The organism is Thermoanaerobacterium calidifontis (assembly GCF_055381745.1).
Genome location: NZ_AP042436.1, coordinates 2363640 through 2389671, shown reverse-complemented (window position 1 = coordinate 2389671; position 26032 = coordinate 2363640). Strand labels below are relative to the sequence as shown.

Genomic DNA, 26032 nt, shown 5'->3' with positions numbered 1-26032 from the left:
TATAATACAGTTTGAATCTTTTGACAAAATAAAATTTTATTAACATGAATATAAATAAATTAACATAAAACCATAAATTTGTCATGTAAATCAAATAATATAAAATAATTAATATAAAAACTTATCAAAAAAGAAGGGAATTATAATAAAACGTCGAATTTAATATTTAATATTAAAAATATTTGGTTTATTGATGATAATTTTTAATGTAGTAAACGTTAAATCTGTAAAATAAATGATATATGGCAGTATAATTTATCAATTTCTGAAAGGATGTTTATTATGTATGAAGCAGAAAAAGATAAAATTTTAAATGATTATTATAATGCAAAAGAAATTTATGCCAAGTTTGACATAGACACTGATGAAATATTAGATAAAATGAAGAAGATTCGTATTTCACTTCATTGCTGGCAAGGCGATGATGTAACTGGATTTGAAAGAAGTGCCAATGGATTAAGTGGTGGAGGCATTTTGGCAACGGGGAATTGGCCTGGTAGAGCAAGAAATGGCGAAGAATTAAGGCAAGACATTGAAAAAGCCTTAAGCCTTATACCTGGCAAACACAAAGTAAACTTACATGCCATTTATGCAGAAACTGATGGTAAATATGTGGATAGAGATGAAATAAAAGTTGAGCATTTTAGAAAATGGATAGATTGGGCAAAAGAAAAAAAACTTGGTCTTGACTTCAATCCTACGTTTTTTTCACATCCTAAAGCAAATGATGGCTATACGCTTTCAAGTAAAGATGAAAACATAAGAAAATTTTGGATTGAACATGGCAAAAGATGCCGCGAAATCGCAAATGAGATAGGAAAAGAATTAAATATACAATGTGTAAACAATATTTGGATTCCTGATGGCTCTAAAGATTTACCTGCTAATCGAATTGAACATCGAAAAATACTTAAAGAATCTTTAGATGAGATATTTTCAGCAAAATACGACAAAGCAAATATCGTTGATTCTGTTGAAAGCAAATTATTTGGCATCGGATCTGAAAGCTATGTAGTAGGATCACATGAATTTTATCTAAATTATGCATCTAAGAATGATGTTATGGTATGCCTTGATATGGGGCATTTCCATCCAACAGAAAATATTGCTGATAAAATATCGTCGATACTGACATTTAATGATAATTTACTGATACATGTAAGTCGTGGAGTACGCTGGGATAGCGATCATGTAGTTATTTTAAATGATGATTTAATTTCATTAGCAAAAGAAATAAGAAGATGTGATGCATATGACAGAGTATATATTGCATTAGATTTCTTTGACGCCAGCATAAATAGGATAATGGCGTGGGTAATAGGCGCGAGAGCAACGCTAAAAGCCATATTAATATCACTATTAGAGCCTGTGCATTTACTTTTAGAGGAAGAAAATAAAGGCAATTTTGGTGCAAGGCTTGCTTTGATGGAGGAATTCAAAACATTGCCATTTTACTCTGTTTGGAACAAGTACTGCATGGACGAAAATGTGCCTATTGGTACATTGTGGATTGATGCTGTTAAGGAATATGAAAAAGAAATTGTAAAAAATAGAGCTTAAAATTTAAAGCTAAAGGATGGTATTTCAATGAAAGATATTGTATATAATCTGGCTTTTGATTTTGGAGCTTCAAGTGGACGCCTTATGCTATCTGCGTTTGATGGCGAAAAAATCACGATTGAAGAGATTTATAGATTTCCAAATGAGCCAGTCAAGCTGGGACAATCGTTTTATTGGGGTTTTTTGAGGCTTTTTCACGAATTAAAAAACGGATTAAAATTAGTATCCAAAAGAAAAATTAAAATATCCAGTATTGGCATAGACACATGGGGTGTTGATTATGGGTTGCTTGATAAAAACGATCAATTGATATCAAATCCTTTTCATTACAGGGATAAAAGAACAGAGGGGATAATAAAAGATTTTGAAAATATGGCGTTGTTGCAAGAGATTTATGACGTGACGGGCATACAGTTTATGGAGTTTAATACAATATTTCAACTGTATTGTGATTATAAAAAGCGCCCAGAATTATTGGATAATGCAAAGACATTGTTATTTATGCCAGATTTGTTTAACTTTTATCTGACTAATGAGAAATACAATGAATATACCGTTGCATCGACGTCGCAAATGCTGGATGCTAATAAGAAAGATTGGGCAAGAGACCTTATGAAAAAGTTAAATTTGCCAGAAGGCATTTTTCAAAAGATATTGATGCCAGGGAATATAATAGGTTATCTGACAAAAGAAATTCAGGAAGAAACGGGGCTATCTAATATTCCCGTGATTTCTGTTGGCAGCCATGATACGGCGTCAGCAGTTGCAGGCACACCTATTGAAAATGGTTCAAGTGCTTATTTGATTTGTGGTACTTGGTCATTATTAGGTGTTGAAAGTGAAAAACCTATAATAAATGAAAATACAAAGAAGTACAATTTTACAAATGAAGGTGGAGTAGAAGGTTGTATAAGGCTACTTAAAAATATTAATGGTTTGTGGATTATTCAGCAATTAAAACAAAGCTGGAATTCAAATGGCATTAAAATAGGATTTCCAGAAATCAGCCAGATGGCATCTAAAGCAGAGAACGAAAAATTCATCATAAATCCCAATGACAAATTGTTTATAGCTCCCGATGATATGGCTGAAGCAATAAAGCAATATTGTGTAGAAACGGGACAGGGTTTGCCGCAGAATATTGGTGATATAGCGAGAGCTGCTTACAATGGTATAGTCGAACAATGCAAGAATTGCTTAAACAATTTAGAAGATATTGTAGGGCGAGAAATAGATACTATCCATATGGTTGGTGGCGGTATACAGGATAAGTTCCTATGCAAGTTAACTGCGGATATCACAGGTAAAAAAGTCATAACAGGTCCTGTAGAAGCTTCAATCTATGGCAATGTGATAGTTCAGCTTATGGCATTGGGATATATAAAAGATTTGAGAGAAGGAAGAAAGATAATAAAGAAGTCTATAGAGAATGATGGGAAGATGTTTGTTAAATAGGAAGGTGGTGTCTAATATTTATACGCTTGTAGTAGTAGAAGATGAATATGAGATAAGAACAGGATTAGTTAACTGCTTTCCATGGGGAAAAATGGGCTTTACTGTTGTGGAAGAATTTGAAAATGGTGGAGAATGTTTTGAGTATTTATGTAAAAATAAGGTTGATACAATTTTATGTGATATAAAAATGCCAGTTATGTCTGGTATAGAGTTGGCAAAGAAAATTTTTGAAAGTAATATAAACACTAAAGTAGTTATAATCAGTGGTTATACTGACTTTGAATATGCCAGACAGGCGTTAAGATATGGTGTTAAAGATTATATAGTAAAACCTACTAAATATAATGAAATAATTGATGTTTTCAGCAGAATAAAAAAAGAATTAGACAATGAAAATACAAAGGAAATAAATAACTCATATAACAATGAAATTGATCAGTACAACAGTATAATTTCAATCATAGAAAAATATGTTGATGAACATTACAGCGATGTGACATTGGAAGATGTGGCTAAGGTAGTTTATATGAATCCGTGTTATTTAAGCAAATATTTTAAACAAAAAACTGGCATGAATTTTTCTGATTATATAACAGAGGTTAGGATGAAAAAAGCCGTAGAGTTTCTGAAAAATCCTTTGTACAAAACTTATGAAATAAGTTATATGATTGGATATAAAAATCCGAAAAATTTTACTAGAGCATTTAAAAAATATTTTAAAAAATCCCCAAGAGAATTTGTAAATTCAGCAATAAATTTTGAGGAATGATTTATAGATGAAAGAGTTAAACAGCAAATTTTTTTATAAAAATCTTTTAATCTTAGCATTGCCGTTAATTTTAATTGTCATTGTATTAGGTTCATTTTCAATATTAATAACAGAAAGATATGTTAGAGATGAAATATACAAAAATAGTAGAGAAATATTAAAACAGAGTAGTAATGATTTGTCAATTTTGTTTAACGATATAAATAAAATTTATTTAACGTTTGGGACAAATAAAGATGTGACGTTGTATTTGGAGAGAATTTTAAATACTAATAAATATTCTTTAGATGATATGTGGCATCTTAGCATGATAGAAAGCTTATTTGATTCTACGTCGTTTTCGGAATCTTATATACAGTCAATTTATTTGTATTTTAACAATTCTAATAAAAATTTTTTGGTGACAGGAAATGGTATTAATTCTGTAAAAAATTATATTGATAATAAATGGTATGACAGCTTTTTAAATGCACCAAAAGATGAGATTTCTTGGATAGAGGTTAGAAATTTAAAATTGTATAGTTTTGATAAAAAAGGGATAAAAGTTCTAAGCATATACAAAAAAATTGCAAACTTTAATGGGGATAAAATTGATGGTGTACTTGTACTAAATATATATTTGGACTATATTGAAAATTTGCTTAATACTTCAACAATATTTCCTGACCAAAAAATTCTTATATTAGATGCTCACGACAATTTAATATGTCAAAATATTAATGGGAATTTTACTGGGAAAATAGACTTAGATAATTATAGCAAAGCAAATATAATAACAAAATTAGAATCTCCAAATTATAATGTAAAATATGTGTCTATAGTTCCTAAAAAATATCTTTATGAAGTTCCTATAAAGCTTTTAAAGATGACTTTAGTTTTACTTTTAACGTCAATTTTTTTTGTGATTTTGATAACATTTAGAATCACTAAGCGAAATTACGAAAATGTAAATAAAATATTAAAGATTATAGACGCAGAAAAGACAAATGAGATATTTCCAGAAATCCCAGTAGAAAGTAGAGATGAGTACAGCTATATAATTTACAATATTATTAATAGTTATATTGAAAAAAGTCAGTTGAAGATGGAATTAGCAGAAAAGAAGTATAAAATGAAAGCAATGGAGTTATTAGCGTTGCAATCACAAATTAGTCCTCATTTTTTGTCTAATGCGCTGGAGATTATTTATCTTAGGGCATTGTCATATACAAACGGTCCTAATGATGTCACAAAAATGATTGAAAATTTGTCACAGATTTTGAAGTACTTGTTAAGCAATCCGAATGAAACAGTAACTGTAAAAGAAGAAATTGAAAATACAAAGGCATATATACAAATATTGAAGGTCAGGCATAGAGATAAATTTAAAGTAAATTTAATTTATGATGAAAGTATTTTATCGTGTCTTATGATGAAACTGATGTTGCAACATTTGATAGAAAATTCTATAAAACATGGACTCAAGAAGAAAAATTATGAAGGATCAATAAAAATCAAAATAAAAGCAGTTGATAAAAAGAAAATAAAAATTTCGGTAATTGATAATGGTATAGGAATGTCTAAAGAAAGGTTAAATTATGTAAAAAGAATTCTTGACTCAGATTTTGATTTTAATGAACATATTGGATTAATGAATACAAATGAGCGGTTAAAACTTCTTTATGGGAAAGATTATGAAATATTAATGAGAAGTAAATTGAATATTGGTACTGCCGTATATATAATTTTTCCATATCAATTAAAAAATCAGAATAATGATGATTGTAATAAGTGAAAGAAGGATGAAAACATGGGAATTAACAGATATGACCTTGTAAAAAGGCATAATGTGATTTTAGAAAAAGCAGATATCGAAAATCCATTGTCAGTAGGTAATGGAGAAATTGCTTTTACAGCTGATATAACTGGAATGCAAACTTTTATTGATGACTATAAAAGTATTCCTTTATGTACAATGTCACAATGGGGATTTCATACTACGCCGGCACAGAATGATAAGGGCTATTATACTTTGGAAGATTTGAATCTCAAGTATTACGATGTATTTGACCGAAAAGTTGGATATGCAACATCAGCAGAAAATCAAGAAAATGTATTTGACTGGTTGAGGAGCAATCCTCATAGGATTAATTTATGCAATATAGGATTAAATATAATTCTCAACGATGGCACAAAAGCAGAATTGAAAGATATTTTCGAAATACACCAAGTATTAGATTTGTGGAACGGAATATTAATAAGTGATTTTAAAGTCGAAAAAGTACCTGTTCACGTTGAAACTTTTTGCCATCCATACGAAGATATGATAAATTTTTCTGTTGAGTCAGAACTGTTAAAGCAAAATAAGATGTATGTTGAAATGAAATTTCCATATGGTGCGGCCAATATATCAGGCTCCGATTGGGATAGAAATGATAGACATGATACAAATGTGGTTGATTATGGTAGAGATTTTATTGAATTATTGAGAACTATCGATGAAGATGCTTATTTTGTAAAAATAGAGTACTCAAAAGGCGTTTATTTAGATAGAATCGGGAAAAATCATTTTGCATTAAAGCAAAAAGAGTATAATGGAAGAATAGAATTTTCGTGTTTGTTTTCGAAGCAAAAACCTTTTAAATGTTCACATTCATTTGTAGAAAGCAAAAAAATATGTAAAGAATATTGGAATAACTTTTGGAGCAGAGGTGGTGCAATAGATTTTTCAAGGTGTGAGGATAAAAGAGCTTTTGAATTGGAGAGGAGAGTAATACTTTCACAATATCTTACAGCTATTCAATGCTCAGGTTCTATGCCGCCGCAAGAGACAGGACTCACTTGTAATAGCTGGTATGGAAAATTTCATTTGGAAATGCATTGGTGGCATGCCGTACATTTTGCTTTATGGGGTAGAATGCCTTTGCTGAGCAGAAGTATGTGGTGGTACAGGAGCATTTTCAGTGTATCACGTGACATTGCGAGAAAGCAAGGATACAAAGGTGTGCGCTGGCCTAAAATGGTTGGACCGGATGGAAGGGAAAGTCCTTCTCCGATAGGGCCATTGCTTGTTTGGCAGCAGCCTCATATTATGTATTACAGTGAATTGTTTTTTAGAGAAAATCCTTCAGAAGAAACATTAGATATGCTTAAAGACATAGTAATTAATACTGCTGATTTTATTGCATCATTTGTTGTATATGATAGGAAAAATGATAGATATATACTTGCACCACCTTTGATTCCAGCACAAGAAAATCATGCCCCTAATGCGACATTGAACCCAGCATTTGAATTGGAGTATTTTTCGTTTGCATTGGAAATAGCAGTTAAATGGATGGAAAGGTTAGGACTAAACGTAAGCTCAGAGTGGAATGAAATACGTTTTAAGTTAGCTAATTTACCTTCAAAAGACGGTGTGTATATATCGCATGAAAGATGTATTAACACTTATGAGAAATTTAATTTTGACCATCCATCTATGCTTGCAGCATTGGGAATGTTACCAGGCCGCAAAGTTGACAAGGAAACGATGAGGAGGACTTTGCATAAAGTATTAAAAGAGTGGAAATTTGATGAAATGTGGGGTTGGGATTTTCCGATGATGGCTATGACTGCAACGAGATTAAATGAACCGGAGACAGCAATAAATATTCTTTTAATGGATTCACCAAAAAATACTTATATGGTAAATGGTCATAACAATCAAATACCGAATAAAGAACTACCAGTATATTTACCCGGAAATGGTGGACTGTTGGCGGCAATGGCTCTTATGACGGCTGGTTGGGATGGGAATAATGAAGATACACCTGGATTTCCTAAAAATGGAATGTGGGATGTTGAATGGGAAGGACTAAAACCGATGATATGATGAATTGGAGGAATTGGAAATGATTAAACGAAAAGATCTTTATATACGAGATCCATTTATAATTCCAGTACCAGATGAAAAAATGTATTATATGTTTGGTACTACTGATATGAACTGTTGGAATGATGAGAAAGCAACTGGATTTGATTACTATAAGTCATCCGATTTAGAAAATTTTGAAGGGCCTTTTGCTGCATTTAGGCCGGATAAAAACTTCATTTGGGATAAAAATTTTTGGGCTCCAGAAGTGCATAAATACAATGATATGTATTATATGTTTGCTACATTTTTCGCTGATGGCAGAAATAGAGGAACGCAAATTTTAGTATCTGAAAAAATAAGTGGGCCATATAAACCATGGAGTATTGAACCGGTGACACCAAAAGATTGGATGTGTCTAGATGGGACTTTTTATGTAGATGAAGATGGGGAACCATGGATGATATTTTGCCATGAATGGGTTCAAATATATGATGGGGAAATTTGTGCTGTAAGATTATCGAAAGATTTAAAAACAATGGTAGGAAATCCTATTACACTTTTTAAAGCTTCCAATGCCAATTGGACAAGAAGTATTAAAAAGATTAATGATCATGAATGCTACGTTACAGATGGTCCTTTTATTTATAAGTCTGAAAAGGGAAAGCTTTATATGTTTTGGTCTAGTTTTATTGAAAACAATATATACGCTGTTGGCATATCATTATCGAAAACAGGTAAAATAACTGGTCCATGGGTGCACAGTGAAAGTCCAATTTTTGCATGTGATGGCGGGCATGGTATGATATTTAAAACCTTTGAAGGGAATCTAACATTGGCATTACACACACCTAATAAAAGGAAAGAAGAACGGCCCCTTTTTATAACTTTAGAAAAATCTGTGTTTAATGATGTCCTATGATTAGATGACAAATAATGATACCATATATTAAATTGAATACCTTTAACACATTGAATATACATAATATAATGTTTTTAGAGTAGTTAATAAATTTCTAAGGAGGTATTGAAAATGTTTAAAAAACTTACATCTCTGTTAATATCGCTTCTTTTGATAATTTCATTAGTTGCAGGATGTAGCAGCTCTTCGAATTCTTCGAGTTCATCGAAAAATAGTTCTGAAAATAATACTAATCAAAAAACTGTAACACTAAGATTTATGTGGTGGGGTGGAGATGCCAGACATAAAGCAACACTTGATGCTATAAGTCTTTATGAAAAAGAACATCCCAATGTAAAGATTAATGCTGAATATGGTGGCGTTACTGACTATCTCCAAAAGCTGATAACTCAATTAAGTAGTGGTACAGCACCTGATCTTATACAAATAGATGTAACATGGTTGCAGCAACTTTTTAGCCAAGGTGATTTTTTTGCAGATCTAAGTAAGTTAAAAGATATCAATGTGAATGCATTTGATCAAAATTTTCTTAAAAATTATTGCTATGTCAACAATAAGTTGATAGGTTTGCCAACAGGAATAAATAATTCGGCCATGTATATTAACAAAGACTTTTTTAATAAATTTGGCATAGATGATAAGACAGTTTGGACATGGGATAATCTCTTGCAAACTGCTAAGATGGTACATGAAAAGGATAAAAATGCTTATCTTTTAGATGCTGATTCTACTATCTGTGATTATATTTTGGTCACATACGTGGGGCAAAAAACTGGAAATCAATGGGTAAAAGATGATTACACTTTAGGTTTTGATAAGCAGACGTTGACAGAAGCATTTAAATATTTAAACGATTTGTTTGAAGTAGGTGCTATAGAGCCATTTTCTCAAAGTGCTCCATACGAGGGAAAACCTGATCAAAATCCTATGTGGCTTAATGGTCAAACAGGTATGCTTTGGAACTGGTCATCTATATATGCTGGTGTAAAAGCAAATATAAAGAATTTGTCATTGGCATTGCCGCCGATTGATCCTAATGCAAAACAGACAGGCATAGTTGTAAGACCATCACAGCTTATTGCTATTAATAAAGATTCTAAAAATATCGATGAAGCAGCAAAATTTTTAAATTGGTTCTTTACGGATACAGATGCTATAAAGACACTTAAAGATGTTAGAGGAGTTCCGGCTACCGTAGATGCACGCAAAATTTTATCAGAAAATAACTTGCTGGATTCGACTCTAACTGATAATGCAAATCAAGCTATGGAAAAGATGGCACCTCCTGAAAACGGTATAAGTGGTAATCAAGAGTTAGAAAAGATAAATACTGATATCATACAAGAATTGGCTTATAAAAAGATAACGCCGGAGCAGGCTGCTGATGAATTGATAAATACTTATAAACAGAAACTTCCAGAATTAAAAAGCCAGCAATAAAAATTAGTTTCATAGGGTGTGTTAAAGCTCACCCTATGAAACATTATGAAGGAGTGGTTAATTTAATGAGTTACAATAAAAAAAGAAATTTGATGGGCTATTTATATATTAGTCCATGGCTTATAGGTTTTTTGATATTTACTCTGTACCCATTTGCTATGACTTTTATCTATTCGTTTTGTAACTACAGTATTACAAAATCACCTGTATTTATTGGATTAGGCAATTATATAACTATGTTTACTAAAGATATGTATTTTTGGCCGTCTTTAATTAATACTATAAAATATGTATTAATGACAGTTCCTTTAAAATTATGTTTTGCACTTTTTGTTGCAATGATCTTAAATGTTGATATTAAAGGAGTTAATGTGTTTAGAACAACTTATTATCTACCTTCTATTTTTGGAGGAAGTGTTGCTTTATCTGTTATATGGAAGTTTTTATTCATGGATAATGGTATTATGAATAAATTTCTTTCATACTTTCATATACACGGGCCAAGTTGGCTTGGGAACCCACACATATCATTATTTACTATAAGTTTATTGTCAGTGTGGGAATTTGGGTCTTCTATGGTAATATTCTTGGCGGCCCTAAAACAGGTCCCAAATGAGTTGTATGAAGCATCTATGTTAGATGGTGCCAGTAAAATAAGAAGGTTTTTCTCAATAACTTTGCCTATGATATCACCTGTGCTATTATTCAATTTGGTTATGCAGACTATAAATGCTTTCCAGGAATTCACAGGACCATATGTAATAACTGGTGGAGGACCGATGAACTCTACTTATGTATACAGCATGTTGATTTATGATAATGCTTTTAGGTATTTTAGGATGGGTTATTCATCTGCCTTGTCTTGGATTTTATTTTTGCTAATATTGATTGTTACAGTTATAATATTTAAATCTTCAAATACATGGGTGTATTATGAAAATGGAGGTAGATGACATGAAAGCAAAGAATAGTCAAAAGAACGATATAGCCAGAAAAGTATTTATATATGTTTTCTTGGTTGCTTTTGGTATTTTCATGATATATCCTTTGCTTTGGGTTTTTGCATCATCATTTAAATCAAATGATGAAATCTTTAAGTCGATAAGTCTTATACCAAAACACATTGTGACAAATTCATACTTTGAAGGATGGAAAGGTACGGGACAATACTCTTTTGGCACATTTATTTTAAACAGCATTACGCTTGTTGTACCTGTTGTTGTCTTTACTGCTATATCATCGACAATTGTAGCCTATGGATTTGCAAGATTTGAATTTCCGCTTAAAACTATTTTGTTTACGTTGATGATATCTACCATGATGTTGCCGGGTACTGCGGTTTTGATACCAAGATATATATTGTTTAATTGGTTAGGCTGGATAAACACTTATAAACCATTTATCGTTCCTGCTTTGTTCGGAACAACACCTTTTTTCATTTTTATGATGGTACAGTTTTTACGAGGTCTTCCAAAAGAATTAGAAGAATCCGCTACGATTGATGGTTGCAACTCATTTCAAATACTTATAAAAATTTTAATACCATTGTGCAAACCTGCAATTATTTCTATGTGTATATTTCAGTTCATTTGGACCTGGAATGACTTTTTTAATCCATTGATATATATCAATAGTGTAGAAAAATACACAGTTTCTCTCGGGCTTAATATGACAATCGATGGGACTTCAGTTGTAAATTGGAACCAAATAATGGCAATGACAATTATTTCAATGATACCAAGTATTATAATATTTTTTTCAGCGCAAAAATACTTCGTTGAAGGTATTGCAACAACTGGATTAAAGAACTAAACTAAGTATAAATCTACTCAATAAATTTTATTTTAGGTCAGGAGGTTAAGCTTAATGAGGTATACAGATGGAAAGGTGAATGACATCACTATTGCTTATATCGGTGGTGGCTCAAGAGGATGGGCGTGGAATTTAATGACCGACTTAGCAAAGGAAGAGAGCATTTCTGGCACAGTAAAGCTGTACGACATAGATTATGATGCGGCACATGACAATGAGATAATAGGCAATGCTCTATCAATGAGACAAGACGTTAAAGGCAAATGGCTTTATAAAGCCTGTGAGACATTAGAAGAGTCACTAAAAGGTGCTGATTTTGTCATAATATCTATTTTGCCAGGTACGTTCGATGAGATGGAATCTGATGTTCATGCACCAGAAAAGTATGGCATTTACCAGTCAGTAGGTGATACAGTAGGACCTGGTGGAATAGTCAGAGCTTTAAGGACAATTCCGATGTTTGTGGATATTGCCAATGCGATTAAAGAGCATTGTCCTGATGCGTGGGTCATAAATTATACAAATCCTATGACGCTTTGTGTCAGGACATTATATGAAATTTTCCCTCAAGTTAAAGCTTTTGGATGTTGCCATGAAGTTTTTGGCACACAAAAGCTATTATCTCGTGCTTTGCAGGATATAGAAGGCATTAATGATGTTACAAGAGAAGAGATAAAGATAAATGTTTTAGGGATAAATCATTTTACATGGATCGACAATGCAAGATACAAAGACATAGATTTAATGCATGTTTATAAACAATTTGTGAATAAGTACTATGAAAGTGGATTTGTCAGCGATGCTAACAATAATTGGATGAACAATTCGTTTGTATCTGCAGAGAGAGTAAAATTTGATCTGTTTTTAAGATATCGAGTGATAGCTGCAGCGGGTGATAGACATCTGGCGGAATTTGTGCCGGGATATTGGTATTTAAAAGATCCAGAGACAGTCAGAGAATGGATGTTTGGCTTAACGACTGTAAGTTGGAGAAAAGAAGACTTGAAGCGCAGGCTTGAAAGAAGTAAAAGGCTTAAGACAGGCCAGGAAAAATTTGAGTTAAAGGAAACAGGTGAAGAAGGCGTTAGGCAAATTAAAGCGCTATTAGGCTTAGGTGATTTAGTGACTAATGTCAATATTCCCAACTATGGACAGATTGAAGGAATACCATATGGTGCGGTAGTTGAAACAAATGCTTTATTTTCAGGAAATAAACTAAAGCCTGTATTATCAGGGAAATTGCCTGACAATGTAAATAGCCTTGTGCTAAGGCAATTATACAACCAAGAAACGACGTTAAAAGCTGCTTTAAAGAAAGATTACGACTTAGCTTTTAGTGCTTTTGTAAATGATCCGCTTGTTACAATATCTTTAAAAGATGCGAAAAAATTATTTAATGAAATGCTTGAAAATACGAAAAAATATTTAGATGGATGGAAAATAAAAGGATAACATCTTTATAATTACGGCTATTTATTGTAAACTAAAATTGATGATCCTCCTTAAAAGAGCCGATACTATGCGATCGGCTCTATTATATTGCCCAAAAAATTTATAGAAAATTTATAAAATACCTTGTCTAACTACTTTATGTTGGACACATACTGTGGTATACTAAGATAAAATATCAAATTTTTAACAAGAAAGGGGGATAAATACGGAAAGCCTATTGACATTATGGATTTCAATAATGATAATTGGTATAGCTATTGACCTTATTACAAGCAACTTCATATTTTTTAATTTTTCAATGGGAGCTTTTTTTGCAATATGTGCGGATCTATTAGGAGCTAATACACCGATTCAGATTTTTGCATTTCTCGCAGTAGGAATTGTTTCACTCATTTTTTCGTTTAAATACTTGAGAAAGAAATTTAAAAACATACCAAAGACTTATCCATATGAAAACCAGTATATAGGTAGGACCATAGAGATAAAAGACGATATCGGCAAGACTGGTCAGGTATTTTTTGAAGGCATATATTGGACTGTCAAATCTGATGTGCCCCTAAAAAGCGGTGACAACGCGGTTATAACAGGTATATCTGGAAATAAATTAATTGTAAAGAGATTGGAGGAATAAAAGTGTTTATTTTGTTTATAATATTGCTTCTTCTCATATTTATTGCTGCTGTAGCGTCCATAAAAGTCGTTCAAACAGGTTATGTTTACGTCATTGAGAGATTGGGACAGTTTTACAAGGTGTTGGAGCCGGGTTGGCATTTTGTGATACCTTTTGTTGATTATGTACGGGCGAAAGTATCTACAAAGCAGCAGATATTGGATATTGAGCCGCAAAACGTCATTACGAAGGACAATGTGAAAATATCTGTCGATAATGTAATATTTTATAAGGTAATGAGTGCAAAAGATGCCATATACAACATAGAGAACTACAGATCAGGTATAGTCTATTCTACAATAACAAACATGAGAAACATCATTGGAGATATGACGCTTGACGAAGTTTTGTCAGGCAGGGACAAGATAAACGCAGAGCTTCTTAAAGTGATTGATCAGCTTACAGACGCATACGGCATAAAAATACTGTCTGTAGAGATAAAGGATATTACTCCGCCAGATGAAATAAGGCAAGCGATGGAAAAGCAGATGAAAGCAGAAAGAGATAAGAGAGCTACAATACTTCAGGCAGAAGGTGAGAAACAAAGTGCCATAGCTGTCGCTGAAGGTCAAAAGCAGGCAAAAATTTTGCAGGCAGAGGCTGAGAAGGAAGCAAATATCAGAAAGGCTGAAGGCTTAAGGCAGTCGCAGATATTAGAGGCGGAAGGCAAAGCGAAGGCCATTGAGGCGATTGCTGAAGCACAGGCAAAGGCCATTGAATTGGTAAATAAGGCCATATTAGAGTCAGGTACAAATGAGACTGTCATAGCATTAAAGCAAATAGAAGCATTGCAGGAGATGGCAAAGAATCCTGCCAATAAGCTTATTATTCCTGATAAATTGGTTGGAACATTAGGAAGCATAACGGCAGTTGCAGATCTCATTAAAAATCAATAGCTTTCTACACCTCGAGTTTACTCGAGGCTTTTTCATATGATTTGGTTTTTTTAAGGTTAAGCTATAAAATGTATAATGTAAAAAATATTGCGGAGGGATGAAACATGACTATTAAAGAAGTGCCTTACGATATGTACTTAAAAGAGGTGAATCAAAAGCTTACGTCAAGAGGCATATTTTTGACTACTAAAGAGAATAAGTTAAATACCATGATAATTGGCTGGGGAGGAATAACTTATTTTTGGGGGAAACCTGTATTCTTAGTTGCAGTGAGAAAGTCCCGCTTTACGTACAATCAAATCGAAAAATCAGGTGAATTTACGATTAGCGTGCCTTTAAATGAGGACTTAAATAAAGCCATTGCATTTTGCGGCACAAAATCAGGTAGGGATTTTGATAAGTTTAAGGAGTGCAATCTTACACCTATTCCATCGCAAAAGATTGAGACTCCTATAATAGGCGAGTGTTCACTTCACTATGAATGTAAAGTCATATACAAACAGGAGATGATAAAGGAAAATCTGGATGCTGATATTGATAAAAGATGGTATCCAGATTACCATACGTTTTACTTTGGCGAAATTGTTGCATCATACATAAAAGAATAGTCAAAGCAGTGCCATTAAAAAGATTGCATAGAAAATGATGCCTGACATCAAAACAAATGGGCTTAAACTTTTTTTGTTGGATGCATATAAGAGGCTTATATATGATGATATAAGCGATAACATGGTTGTAAGCATAGTAAGCCCAGTCAAATGCCATTCTGTAAACATCATGCCTATGGCGACAGGCACAGATGATTGAAATACCATTGCCCCTGTTATGTTTAAAAGGGCAAGGGTATCTTTTTTTTGACCTATCCATAAGACAGAGTTAAGCTTTTCTGGAAGCTCGGTTGCTATAGGCGTTATGATTAATGACAGTATGGCTGGAGGAATCCCTGCTATCGCAGATACTTGTTCTGTGTACTTTATAAATATGTGGGCGCCATAGGATATTCCCAAAAGGGAAAGTATAAGCTGCAAAAGGATGAGATGTACAGTAGGCGTTGAATGAAAATTGGCCGAGAAGTACAAATTTTTTACATCATTTATGCTTTCATCATTGGATGAAAATGTGCGGATGACGTAAACGAAGTATGAAACAAGTATAGCAATTGATACAATGTTTTTAATATCTATGTAGTTATTCACTATGGAAGTGATGACGGCTAAAGAGTACATGGTTATAAAATACGACATGTCTCTTTGAAATCCAGTCAGCGAAGGGGTTATTTTTAAAGATCTCTTGTGAAATAAAGCGTATATTATTGCAGATGCACCTGTGACAAAGAAGCCAAGTGTCGACAGCATGAAGGGAGCGCCGACTATCGCACCAACACCTATTTCTTCTGATGCTTGGCCATTGTGAAATATGATTGCAATTACAGGTATAATCGTCTCTGGCATTGCTGTTCCTACAGCGGCAAAGATGCTTCCGATTACTCCTTGATTTAAGTTAAACTTTTTGCCTAACCATTCTACGGCATTTGTAAAATAAGCGCACGAAATCAATATAAACGCCAGGCTCATTAAAAGCATGATTGTAAGCAAAGCCAATATAAACAGCTCCTTTTATTTATGAATAAGCGTAAGACTACACTAAATTATAATTTGGAATGAGAGATTATATTCATGGAATATTAGTTTAATAGTAGATTTAAGACAGCTAAATTTTTGTTTATTTTTTTAAGAATTATGCTATAATATAAATAGAGAGGCAGCCGTCCGCAAAATGCGGTTGCCCTAATATCGGTTTACAAAAATTTTAAACCGCTCTGGGGCTAGCAGGGCGGTTATTTCCTCTTAAAATCGAGGACTGCTATAATTAACATTCCAAACATTATCATTAAAGACAACGTTTGATATGTATTCATCATAGCAACCACCTCCTTATGAGGAGAGTGGCAACCGCACCCTGCTTATTCGACTACCTCAAGTATAATTATAACATATATAAATGCATTAGGCACTCATCAATTTGAGTGCTTTTTTGTTTGCTTCATTAAAACCGCATATATTGCGATAGATTGTAAAAATTAGATTGACATTTTATATAAAAAAGTATATTATATACTTAAGAAGTGCACTCGGTTGCACATACATGCGATTAACATATAGCTGATTTTTCTTACTTAGTTGATTCAATTGTGCTTTTTATTTTTTGATAAGGGTGATGATATGTCGGAGATTAGATATGATATTGTTACAGGCAAGATAGCAGTTATTTCTACTGAAAGAGGTAAAAGGCCTCACGATTTTAAGAAGGCAGATGTCATAAAAAGTAGCGGAGTATGCCCATTTTGCCCTGGAAATGAAACTATGACGCCACCTACGCTTGTAGAGTTTCGTGGGGAGGATGGCATGTGGACATTAAGAGGATTTAACAACAAGTTTGCGGCTTTTAAAAAAGATGTGAATGTGGCTAAGCATGAAGGTGAATTGTACAAGGCAGACGATGGGTATGGTGTGGCAGAGATTATCGTTGAAAGCCAGCATCATTATATGACTTTGGGGCAGATGGAAGTAGAAGGCATTGAGAACATCATGAAGGCACTCATCTTAAGATACGATGATATTGCGAAGGATGAGAAGATTAAGTACGTTCAGATGTTTAAAAACTTTGGTGCAAACGGTGGTGCTTCCTTAGAACATGGACATTGGCAGATTATGGGCGTATCATTTGTACCTGAGATTTTAGAGAGAGAGCTAAAAGGCGTTGAAAGGCATGAGGCAGATACCGGAAGATGCCCTTACTGCCACATCATCGATGAAGAAATGAAAGAAAAGGCAAGAATCGTTGCCGAAAATGATAAGTTTATAGTTATATGCCCTTATGCATCGCAATTTGCGTATGAATCATGGATACTTCCTAAAAAACATGTCAAGGCTTTTAACGAGATGGACGACGATGACATACGAAGTCTTTCATCACTACTTAAATCGCTTATAAAGAAGTATGAAGATCTTTTTGACAATCCACCGTACAATATAGTCATTCATACAGTGCCACATCATGATCGACGGGATTTTCATTGGCATGTAGAGATATTGCCAAGGCTTACCACATTTGCGGGATTTGAGCTTGCAACAGGAGCATATATAAATCCTACGCCGCCAGAAGAAGCAGCTTCAATCTTAAGGTTAGATTAATTGAAAGGAATGGTTTATGTGCACATTGAAGAAGGAGATTTTGATGGTTTCTTGTCGAAGATAGATTATATTGTAAAAACCATCAAAGATGACAAGGTTCAAGAATTCAGATGGTTTCAGGAAAAGGCCTCTTATATAAAAGATAAGATGCTTTTTGACTATGCTATATTAGGTATTGATAGATCGTTTATTATTATTGCAGCACTTATAGATTTTATTTTTGAAACCATAAGTGGTGAAGAAAAAAAATCTCGGTATTATTTTCCTATTATTGTAAGAAAGAATTCTTTTGATGATAGCTGTCTTACCATATATGATGATGGCGATTGTGTGTACGGCGTATATGATGCTGTTGATGATGTGGAGTACATCAGATGCTTAGATTATATATTAAGAGGTGGAAAAGAAATTGAGTTTAAATCATGTGGCCGATTTAAACCTTACATGATTTTAAATCACGACATATACAGTTCAAAAAGATTAAACAACAAGTCCAGCAATAGCCTTACATTGCTTAGCAAAAATGAGATAGTGAAGACTTTTAGGAGAATGGCTAATGGAATGAATCCCGATCTTGAAATGACTTACATGCTTAGAAAACACGGTTTTAACGATGTGCAAGATATTAGAGGGTATTTTTTGTACGACGATGGAAAAGGCACCATATACACTCTTTCAATGTTTTCGCAGTACATCGAAAATGTTGCTGATATGTGGCAGTACACTCAAGAATACTTGAAGGATTTTGTGAAGAAGTACGATGGAAGCGACTTTGCAAGTTTTGTATACAAAAATTGCAGCGATTATATAGGCGAAGTGAAGAAGATATCGGAGCTTATTGCCAATATGCATATTAAGCTGTCACTTATTAATGAAGGCAATTTTGGTGTCTTAGAGCCTAATGAGTCTAACATAGATGAGATTACAAATCAGATAATATCTAATTTTAATTTGCTTTTGGATTACATGAAAAATCAGGATTACAGTGAAGATGTTGAAAGCCTTATAAAAGAGATAATTACTGACAAGAATTTGTTGCTGGAAAGCATCGAAAATATTAAATCTTTAGCGCCATACTTTGGCAAATATTTAAGATGCCATGGCGATTTGCACTTAGAGCAGCTTTTAAAGAAAGAAGACGGTTATATACTTATAGATTTTGAAGGAGAGCCTACAAAACCTATTTCTGAGAGAAGTAGGCATATGTCCCCTTTAAAAGATGTGGCTGGCATGATAAGGTCATTTAACTATGCTGCTTACTCACAGTTTTTTGAATACAAGGAAAATGGTAAAGGTGGTATTGATTTAGAAAAAGTAGAAAATCTTTTGTCCACATGGGCAACCGTTATAACAAACGTGTTTGTTGATAACTATGTAAATCTAATCAATGAACACGACGCAGATTTAATACCTGATGAAAAATACATTACTGCTATTTTAGCATTGTTTAAGCTGGATAAAGCCGTGTTTGAAGCGATTTATGAAGTCAACAACAGGCCATCTTGGTTTAAGATACCCCTAAAAGGCATTATCGAGTGTATAGATGAATTAAAAAATATTTCAAGTTTGGAGGTATACAATGGATAATTTGAAGGTCACTTTATTTACAAATGAATTTCCGCCTAATATTTACGGTGGCGCAGGTGTCCATGTGGATTATTTGACGAGGGAATTGTCAAAGCTTATGAATGTTGATGTCAGATGCTTTGGAGATCAAGACAATCATTTTGAAAACATGGAAGTAAAAGGCTACAGAGAATGGGATGTGTTGAAAAAAGCTTCTGACGATAAATTCAAAAAAGTGTTGGGACCATTGACAACAGATATTGCTATGGTAAGCGATGGGATTTCGTCAGATATTGTCCACTGTCACACATGGTACACCTTTATGGCAGGCTTTCTGGCAAAGATGCTTTACGATATACCGCTTATTGTCACCATTCATAGCTTAGAGCCTCTAAGGCCTTGGAAGGAAGAGCAGCTTGGAAATGGGTATCACTTAAGCACATGGATGGAGAGAACAGGTGTTGAGGCGTCAGACAAGATAATAGCTGTATCTAATGATTCTAAAAAAGATATCATGAAGTGCTACAATGTGCCAGAAGATAAGATTGAGGTTATATACAATGGAATAGACTTAAACCAGTACAAGAAGACGGATTCAAACATGGCAAGAGAAAAATACGGAATAGAGGGAAGGTACATTTTATTTGTAGGAAGGATATCAAGGCAAAAGGGAATAATTCATCTTATAGATGCTGTAAAATATTTGCCACAGGATGTAAAAGTCGTATTGTGCGCTTCATCACCTGATACACAGGAAATCAAGGAAGAGATGGAGGAAAAAGTCAAGCTTTATGAAAACATCATCTGGATTGACAAGATGGTTTCAAAGGAAGAAGTCATAGAGCTTTACAGCAATGCCGATGTTTTTGTATGTCCATCAATATACGAGCCTTTTGGCATTATAAATCTTGAGGCAATGGCTTGCAGCACGCCGGTTGTTGCCAGCGCTACAGGTGGAATAAAAGAAGTAGTCGTAGATGGGGAAACTGGATTTTTAGTGGAGCCTGGCAATTCACATGAATTAGCGGAAAAAATCAATATTCTCCTTGATGATAGGGATTTAGCTGCTTTATTCGGTGCAAACGGCAGAAGGAGAGTAGAAGACATGTTTAGCTGGGAATCAATTGCAAAAAAGACTTATGACCTTTACAAAAATGTCATCGAGAATTACAAAAAATAAATGGATTTTTTGAGAGCCTAAAGGCTCTTTTTTATTGTGTCATTTGCTTTTAAATTTTGCGATAAAGATGTATACTATTATATAGAAATTTTTGATTGGAAGGTAATTATGGAGAATACTAATATCTTATACAGCTTAATAATAGATTACGGTTATTTGGCATTGTTTCTGTCATTGCTGGTTGAAGGCACTGGTATGCCAGGACCTGTGGAGATACTATTCCTGGCGGCAGGTTACCTTATATCAAGAGGTCAGATGAGCTTTTTGGCTGTAGTTTTGATTGCAGCGTTAGGGAATGTGTCGGGGAATGTATTAGCGTACATAATAGGTGCCAAATCAGGCAGGACTTTTGTAGAGAAATATGGCCATTTTTTAAAGATAACTGTTAAAGACTTAGAAGGCATGGACCGTTGGTTTTCAAAATATGGTGGTGTTACTAACCTTTTAGGGCGTCTCATAGGATTGCCAAGGACGCCTGCCATCTGGGCTTCAGGCATAACAAGGATGGACTTCAAGTCGTTTTTTGTGTTTTCTGCCATCGGCGATCTTTTATGGTCACTTTTTTGGACGTCTGTTTCGTATTTAGTGTCGATGCAGATTTTAAAGATAGACTTAATCGGTAGGACGTACCCGTGGTGGGGTTATTTGTTAATGCTTGTAGGCTTTATCCTATTTATGTACGTCGTTTGGAGGATATTTTTATGGATGAAAGAAAGATACTTGACATAGAGATAAAGATAGTGAGGGACGTAAAGACTCTTTTAAGCATCAAGGATATATGGCATCAACTGGAGGAGAATTCTAAGGTTTATCCTTTTAACACTTTTGAATGGGTCGTGAATTGGTGGAAGTATTTCGGCGGCGGCAAAAAGCTGTGGATTCTTTTGATAGTTGGCGATCAAGGCCCTATTGGAATAGCTCCTTTTATGATTACATTTGGTGAGATGGGGCTTCCTGTAAAGAGGATAAAATTCATAGGCTCTAATAACAGCGATTACCTTGACTTTATAGTGAAATACGGATATGAAGATATATTTTATCGCTCACTTATAAAGTATTTGGAGTCGACAATAGACAGGTTTACAGTGTTAGACTTGGAGCACCTTCCAGAGAGCAGCGGCATATATCCGTATATAATGGATAGCTGGCTTTACTACGATTACGATGTTCAAGATGTATGCCCATACATAAAGTTGCCGGCAACGTGGGATGAATACTTGGCATCCCTTGACGGCAAATTTAGAAGAAATATAAAGTACGAGATCAAGAGATTTTTCACAAAGTGCGATGGAAGTTTCATGTGCGTGGCAGATGAAAATGAGATAGATGATTCAATGGATAGACTAATAGAGCTGCATCAGGCAAGGTGGAGAAAACGACATATGCCGGGTGCATTTTATTCTAAAAGGGTTAGGGCTTTTCACAAGGCTTTGGCATTTGACTTTTTCAACAGGGGTATTTTAAGCTTGTTTGAATTAAAAGACAATGATAAAATCGTCGCAAGCTTATTAAGTTACCATGTAGGTGGGAAAAGGTATTACTACATAAGCGGCTACGATTTGGATTACAGCAGATTAAGCGTTGGAGCTGTAACATTAGGTTTATCGATAAAGCGCTCAATAGAAGTTGGAGATGAAGTCTACGACTTTTTAAGGGGAGATGAAAAGTACAAAGAAGATTGGACTAAGGATAAAAAGAGAAACATGAGGCTTGTTGCTTCATATCCTTCTGTTGCAGGCAGGTTTTATCTTTACTACATCATTGCTGAAAATAAAATAATAAACAAGATAAAAGATAGGTTCAGTCATGACTGAACCTATCTTAATAAAATGTATTAAGGTAAGAGGCAAAGTTAATTTGTCGCTTTAGCGTATTTTAAGCTTATTGGATCTGAGTAGGCAGGTACTACGATGTTTTTAGATGTCTGTATGTCCACTTTTATTCCATAATATTTAAGAGTATCTACAATGCCGCCTTTAAGATTTAGTGAAGCTTCTAATGTGTCAGGATTTCCAATCGCCTTTATGACGTATGGAGGAGCATATCTTGTAGAATTTATGTTGATGGTAGGACCTACACATCTTATTTCAGATGTAGCTATAAGCCTTTGGTCATTTATAGATATGGCTTCAGCTCCGCCAGCTTTTAACTCGTTTACTACTTTTATCAGGTCTTCATCGTGTACCAAAAACATGTTTGGGTCTTCTCCATCTTTTGGCTGAAGGTCGCTGTCGTTTAAAGTGACTATGACTCCTGGACCTGTCATGGCAGTAAAACCTGCAAGCTCTTTATACTTTTCTACATCTTGTGACAGAGCATTTAAAGTCGCTTCGTATTTTGATGATGAGCTGTTTAATTCATCAAGCTTTTTATTAAGATCTGCCACTTGTTGTTTTAAGGCATTTCTCTCGTCAGTCATGTTCTGCAGTTCGCTGCTTAGTTCATCAACATTTACGCTGCTTCCGCGAGATGTATCTGCTGCAGTCTTTACACTGCCTTGTATAGTCTTAAATTCCATTGATATCATAAAGCCCATTATTAAAAACACCATGACAAAAGAAACAACTTGAAAAACCTTACCCTTCATTTTTTCATCCTCCCCATGGGCTGATATATCCACTTATGAAAACTTCATTTTCATTCTATATATAATAATATCACGTATAAAGATAAAATTTATTAAAAAAATATTAATATTGTGTTACAGATTAGTAATAAATTCATTTTCTTTTAAATCATTGATCTTCTTCGTTTACTTTATTTTCTTCAGTCGCATTTTTTAAAGCCAATATCTCCTCTAAATCTTTGTTGTACTTGTCAATTTTAAGCATAGTGCTTTTGTATGCCAATATGTCTTCTTCGTTTTTCTGTATGCATTTTATCAAAGATTTCTTCACGCTGTCAAAGAGAGTGTCGTAGCTCATGTAGTCGTGTATGTCTAAATCCTCTATTTTTTCTGTCACCAACTGGTCATTTTCCACTTTATAAAGGTAAAAGCATCTGTCTGATTTTAAAATTATTTTTTCGTCTATGCCTTTGTCGTAGATTATGATTCCTTCTCCGGTGGCAAATGTTTTGCCGCTGTAGCTTCTCAGCGTTATATTTTCATTGGCTATGTATTTTTTTAATGTCAGCAGTATTTCTTTTACCTCTCTGATGGATTTGCCCAATACTTCTTGCATCTTTTTGCTGGCTTCTTCTTTGTCTTTTTCGCTTTCTGTAAGTCTTTCCATCAATTTTTTTATCTCATCTATATCGCTCATTTAAATTCAATCCTTTCACAAAACATTTATATACTTACTTCTAATATTCCACTTATAGTAATTTTTAAACCAATAATCCACGATTCAAGCTTAAAAAGTATACAAATAAAAATACAACTGCTTGGAATCGGTGGCGTAAAGGCTTTAAGAGCGTGCTTAAAAAGTATACAAATAAAAATACAACCCTGCTTTAATAGAAATTGACGGTAGCATATTAAAGCAGTATAATGAATGTATGGAAAAGCAAAAGGGCAATATAATATTAAAAGGGAAATATAAACCTGAATATAAAGAAAAGTTGCTTGATTTAGCCAAATTTTTTACTGATAATGGCTTTGTTCTTACTGAACATGCATTGAATGAAATATTGAGGAAAACAGCTTCTGGAAGATTGCCAGCTGACAAACAGATGTTATTGGATGTATTACAAAATGGTGAAAATTATATTGAACCTAATGGCAATATAGTCAGGTATAAAAATGGTATATCAGTACATATCGATAGAGAACATGGCTGGATAATTACTATAACTCCAAGGAAACGAATAGTAAAAGAATGGAGGCGAATTAATGAGTAATGTCGCAATACAATTAATAGAAATTTGTCGGCAATATGTAAATAATAATTTAAACATAGATGGATTTATCGAAAATTTCCAAGTGCTTTATGAACAAAAGCAAGATTTATTGACAGATGAAGAAATGAGTCTGTTTGATGATATTTATATGGCTTGTGAATATTATGAACGGGATGAAAATATAAGAAATGAATATCACTTGTATATTGGAGAAAATGAGTTAAGACAAAAAGTGCAAAAACTTGTAAAAAAGTTAGCTGCATAATAAACCGCTAAGGTATTATACCTAAAGCGGTATTTTTATGCAAACTAACTATAAAGATAATATTTCAAATCAATAAGGACAAAATAAGATTAAAATTTAGACAATTTCATCAAAACTATGTTATAATATTATTAAAGGAAAATATATATTATTTAGGAGGCGATGTAATGAGTAAGGTAGCTATAATAGGATCTGGTTTTGTCGGTGCAACATCGGCATTTACGCTGGCATTAAGTGGGACTGTGACAGATATCGTGCTTGTAGATTTAAACAAGGACAAGGCTATAGGAGATGCACTGGACATAAGCCACGGCATACCGCTAATACAACCGGTAAATGTGTATGCAGGCGACTACAAAGATGTGGAAGGGGCAGATGTAATAGTTGTGACAGCAGGTGCTGCTCAAAAGCCAGGCGAGACGAGGCTTGACCTGGTTAAGAAAAATACAGCCATATTTAAGTCCATGATACCTGAGCTTTTAAAGTACAATGACAAAGCCATATATTTGATTGTTACAAATCCTGTAGACATACTGACGTACGTTACATACAAGATTTCTGGACTTCCATGGGGGAGAGTTTTCGGTTCTGGCACCGTTCTTGACAGTTCAAGGTTTAGATACCTTTTAAGCAAGCACTGCAATATAGATCCGAGAAATGTCCACGGAAGGATAATTGGCGAGCATGGAGATACAGAGTTTGCAGCGTGGAGCATAACAAACATATCGGGTATATCATTTAATGAGTACTGCAGCATATGTGGGCGTGTCTGCAACACGAATTTTAGAAAAGAAGTGGAAGAAGAAGTCGTAAATGCCGCTTACAAGATAATAGACAAAAAAGGTGCTACATACTATGCTGTCGCAGTTGCAGTGAGAAGAATTGTGGAGTGCATCTTAAGAGATGAAAATTCCATTCTCACAGTATCATCTCCATTAAATGGACAGTACGGCGTGAAGGATGTCTCATTAAGCTTGCCGTCTATCGTAGGCAGGAATGGCGTTGCCAGAATTTTGGACTTGCCTTTATCTGACGAAGAAGTGGAGAAGTTTAGGCATTCAGCAAGTGTCATGGCAGATGTCATAAAGCAATTGGATATATGATCAAATATTTATGAGGCTTTACATCCATGTGATGAAGCCTCTTTTCATGTATATAAGGGATGCAATGTGGAAAATC

25 protein-coding genes are annotated in these 26032 nt (G+C 34.0%); 21 read left to right on the top strand and 4 right to left on the bottom strand.

The window, feature by feature from the left end:
- Nucleotides 1-282: 282 nt before the first annotated feature.
- From ACZ42G_RS12410 to ACZ42G_RS12350, 13 genes are all read left to right on the top strand, one after another.
- Nucleotides 283-1560 (top strand): L-rhamnose isomerase, encoded by a 1278-nt coding sequence (locus ACZ42G_RS12410; RefSeq protein ID WP_464850643.1) that lies wholly within the window; start codon nt 283-285, stop codon nt 1558-1560.
- Nucleotides 1561-1587: 27 nt separating this feature from the next.
- Nucleotides 1588-3015 carry a rhamnulokinase gene (locus ACZ42G_RS12405; protein WP_464850642.1) on the top strand — a complete coding sequence of 476 codons (1428 nt, stop codon included), beginning with the start codon at nt 1588-1590 and terminating at the stop codon, nt 3013-3015.
- Nucleotides 2990-3784 carry a response regulator transcription factor gene (locus tag ACZ42G_RS12400; RefSeq protein ID WP_464850640.1) on the top strand — a complete coding sequence of 265 codons (795 nt, stop codon included), beginning with the start codon at nt 2990-2992 and terminating at the stop codon, nt 3782-3784. The genes ACZ42G_RS12405 and ACZ42G_RS12400 overlap by 26 nt, the downstream gene beginning before the upstream one ends.
- Before the next feature lie 7 nt (nt 3785-3791).
- Nucleotides 3792-5558: a sensor histidine kinase gene (locus ACZ42G_RS12395; protein WP_464850638.1), complete on the top strand. Its 1767-nt coding sequence runs from the start codon at nt 3792-3794 to the stop codon at nt 5556-5558.
- Between the two features lie 15 nt (nt 5559-5573).
- Nucleotides 5574-7637, top strand: coding sequence for a hypothetical protein (locus ACZ42G_RS12390; protein WP_464850636.1), 2064 nt, complete (start codon nt 5574-5576; stop codon nt 7635-7637).
- Nucleotides 7638-7656: 19 nt separating this feature from the next.
- Nucleotides 7657-8538, top strand: a complete 882-nt coding sequence (locus tag ACZ42G_RS12385) for a glycoside hydrolase family 43 protein (RefSeq protein WP_464850634.1) — start codon at nt 7657-7659, stop codon at nt 8536-8538.
- A 111-nt stretch (nt 8539-8649) separates the two neighbouring features.
- On the top strand, nt 8650-9978 hold the full coding sequence (locus ACZ42G_RS12380) for an ABC transporter substrate-binding protein (protein ID WP_464850632.1): 1329 nt from the start codon (nt 8650-8652) through the stop codon (nt 9976-9978).
- 65 nt (nt 9979-10043) lie between these two features.
- Nucleotides 10044-10931, top strand: coding sequence for a carbohydrate ABC transporter permease (locus tag ACZ42G_RS12375; protein ID WP_464850630.1), 888 nt, complete (start codon nt 10044-10046; stop codon nt 10929-10931).
- 1 nt (nt 10932) lies between these two features.
- Complete coding sequence (locus ACZ42G_RS12370) at nt 10933-11790, top strand: carbohydrate ABC transporter permease (protein WP_464850628.1); 858 nt, start codon at nt 10933-10935, stop codon at nt 11788-11790.
- Nucleotides 11791-11844: 54 nt separating this feature from the next.
- The gene (locus tag ACZ42G_RS12365; protein ID WP_464850627.1) at nt 11845-13242 is read left to right on the top strand and encodes a family 4 glycosyl hydrolase; all 1398 of its coding nucleotides are present in this window, start codon (nt 11845-11847) and stop codon (nt 13240-13242) included.
- 238 nt (nt 13243-13480) lie between these two features.
- Nucleotides 13481-13873, top strand: a complete 393-nt coding sequence (locus tag ACZ42G_RS12360) for an NfeD family protein (protein ID WP_464850626.1) — start codon at nt 13481-13483, stop codon at nt 13871-13873.
- 2 nt (nt 13874-13875) lie between these two features.
- On the top strand, nt 13876-14808 hold the full coding sequence (locus ACZ42G_RS12355) for an SPFH domain-containing protein (protein ID WP_085113174.1): 933 nt from the start codon (nt 13876-13878) through the stop codon (nt 14806-14808).
- Between the two features lie 104 nt (nt 14809-14912).
- On the top strand, nt 14913-15416 hold the full coding sequence (locus tag ACZ42G_RS12350) for a flavin reductase family protein (RefSeq protein WP_464850624.1): 504 nt from the start codon (nt 14913-14915) through the stop codon (nt 15414-15416).
- On the opposite strand, the gene ACZ42G_RS12345 is transcribed toward ACZ42G_RS12350, so the two are convergent.
- Complete coding sequence (locus ACZ42G_RS12345; protein WP_464850622.1) at nt 15417-16409, bottom strand: sodium:calcium antiporter; 993 nt, start codon at nt 16407-16409, stop codon at nt 15417-15419.
- 236 nt (nt 16410-16645) lie between these two features.
- Entirely contained in the window at nt 16646-16699 is a 54-nt protein-coding gene (locus ACZ42G_RS12340) for a hypothetical protein (RefSeq protein WP_349290107.1), read from the bottom strand.
- A gap of 331 nt (nt 16700-17030) precedes the next feature.
- Between ACZ42G_RS12340 and galT the strand changes: the two genes are divergently transcribed.
- The 5 genes from galT to ACZ42G_RS12315 all read left to right on the top strand — a co-directional run bounded on the left by galT (nt 17031) and on the right by ACZ42G_RS12315 (nt 22562).
- Nucleotides 17031-18002, top strand: a complete 972-nt coding sequence (gene galT, locus ACZ42G_RS12335) for a galactose-1-phosphate uridylyltransferase (RefSeq protein WP_464850620.1) — start codon at nt 17031-17033, stop codon at nt 18000-18002.
- 9 nt (nt 18003-18011) lie between these two features.
- Complete coding sequence (locus tag ACZ42G_RS12330) at nt 18012-19589, top strand: hypothetical protein (protein WP_464852168.1); 1578 nt, start codon at nt 18012-18014, stop codon at nt 19587-19589.
- Nucleotides 19582-20748, top strand: coding sequence for a glycogen synthase (gene glgA, locus ACZ42G_RS12325; RefSeq protein WP_464850618.1), 1167 nt, complete (start codon nt 19582-19584; stop codon nt 20746-20748). Before ACZ42G_RS12330 ends, glgA begins: the two co-directional genes overlap by 8 nt.
- Before the next feature lie 108 nt (nt 20749-20856).
- On the top strand, nt 20857-21477 hold the full coding sequence (locus ACZ42G_RS12320) for a DedA family protein (RefSeq protein ID WP_085113169.1): 621 nt from the start codon (nt 20857-20859) through the stop codon (nt 21475-21477).
- The gene (locus ACZ42G_RS12315) at nt 21450-22562 is read left to right on the top strand and encodes a GNAT family N-acetyltransferase (protein ID WP_464850617.1); all 1113 of its coding nucleotides are present in this window, start codon (nt 21450-21452) and stop codon (nt 22560-22562) included. Before ACZ42G_RS12320 ends, ACZ42G_RS12315 begins: the two co-directional genes overlap by 28 nt.
- Nucleotides 22563-22600: 38 nt before the next feature.
- Here ACZ42G_RS12315 and ACZ42G_RS12310 read toward each other — a convergent pair whose 3' ends face one another.
- The gene (locus tag ACZ42G_RS12310) at nt 22601-23335 is read right to left on the bottom strand and encodes a DUF881 domain-containing protein (RefSeq protein ID WP_464850616.1); all 735 of its coding nucleotides are present in this window, start codon (nt 23333-23335) and stop codon (nt 22601-22603) included.
- Between the two features lie 148 nt (nt 23336-23483).
- A complete protein-coding gene (locus tag ACZ42G_RS12305; RefSeq protein WP_085113166.1) occupies nt 23484-24011 on the bottom strand; it encodes a hypothetical protein in 528 nt (175 codons plus the stop codon).
- Nucleotides 24012-24246: 235 nt separating this feature from the next.
- On the opposite strand from ACZ42G_RS12305, the gene ACZ42G_RS12300 reads away from it, so the two are divergent.
- The 3 genes from ACZ42G_RS12300 to ACZ42G_RS12290 all read left to right on the top strand — a co-directional run bounded on the left by ACZ42G_RS12300 (nt 24247) and on the right by ACZ42G_RS12290 (nt 25956).
- Nucleotides 24247-24588 (top strand): hypothetical protein, encoded by a 342-nt coding sequence (locus ACZ42G_RS12300; RefSeq protein WP_085113165.1) that lies wholly within the window; start codon nt 24247-24249, stop codon nt 24586-24588.
- Nucleotides 24581-24853 (top strand): colicin immunity domain-containing protein, encoded by a 273-nt coding sequence (locus tag ACZ42G_RS12295; RefSeq protein WP_085113164.1) that lies wholly within the window; start codon nt 24581-24583, stop codon nt 24851-24853. Before ACZ42G_RS12300 ends, ACZ42G_RS12295 begins: the two co-directional genes overlap by 8 nt.
- A gap of 167 nt (nt 24854-25020) precedes the next feature.
- On the top strand, nt 25021-25956 hold the full coding sequence (locus ACZ42G_RS12290) for an L-lactate dehydrogenase (RefSeq protein WP_085113163.1): 936 nt from the start codon (nt 25021-25023) through the stop codon (nt 25954-25956).
- The last annotated feature ends 76 nt before the right edge of the window (nt 25957-26032 follow it).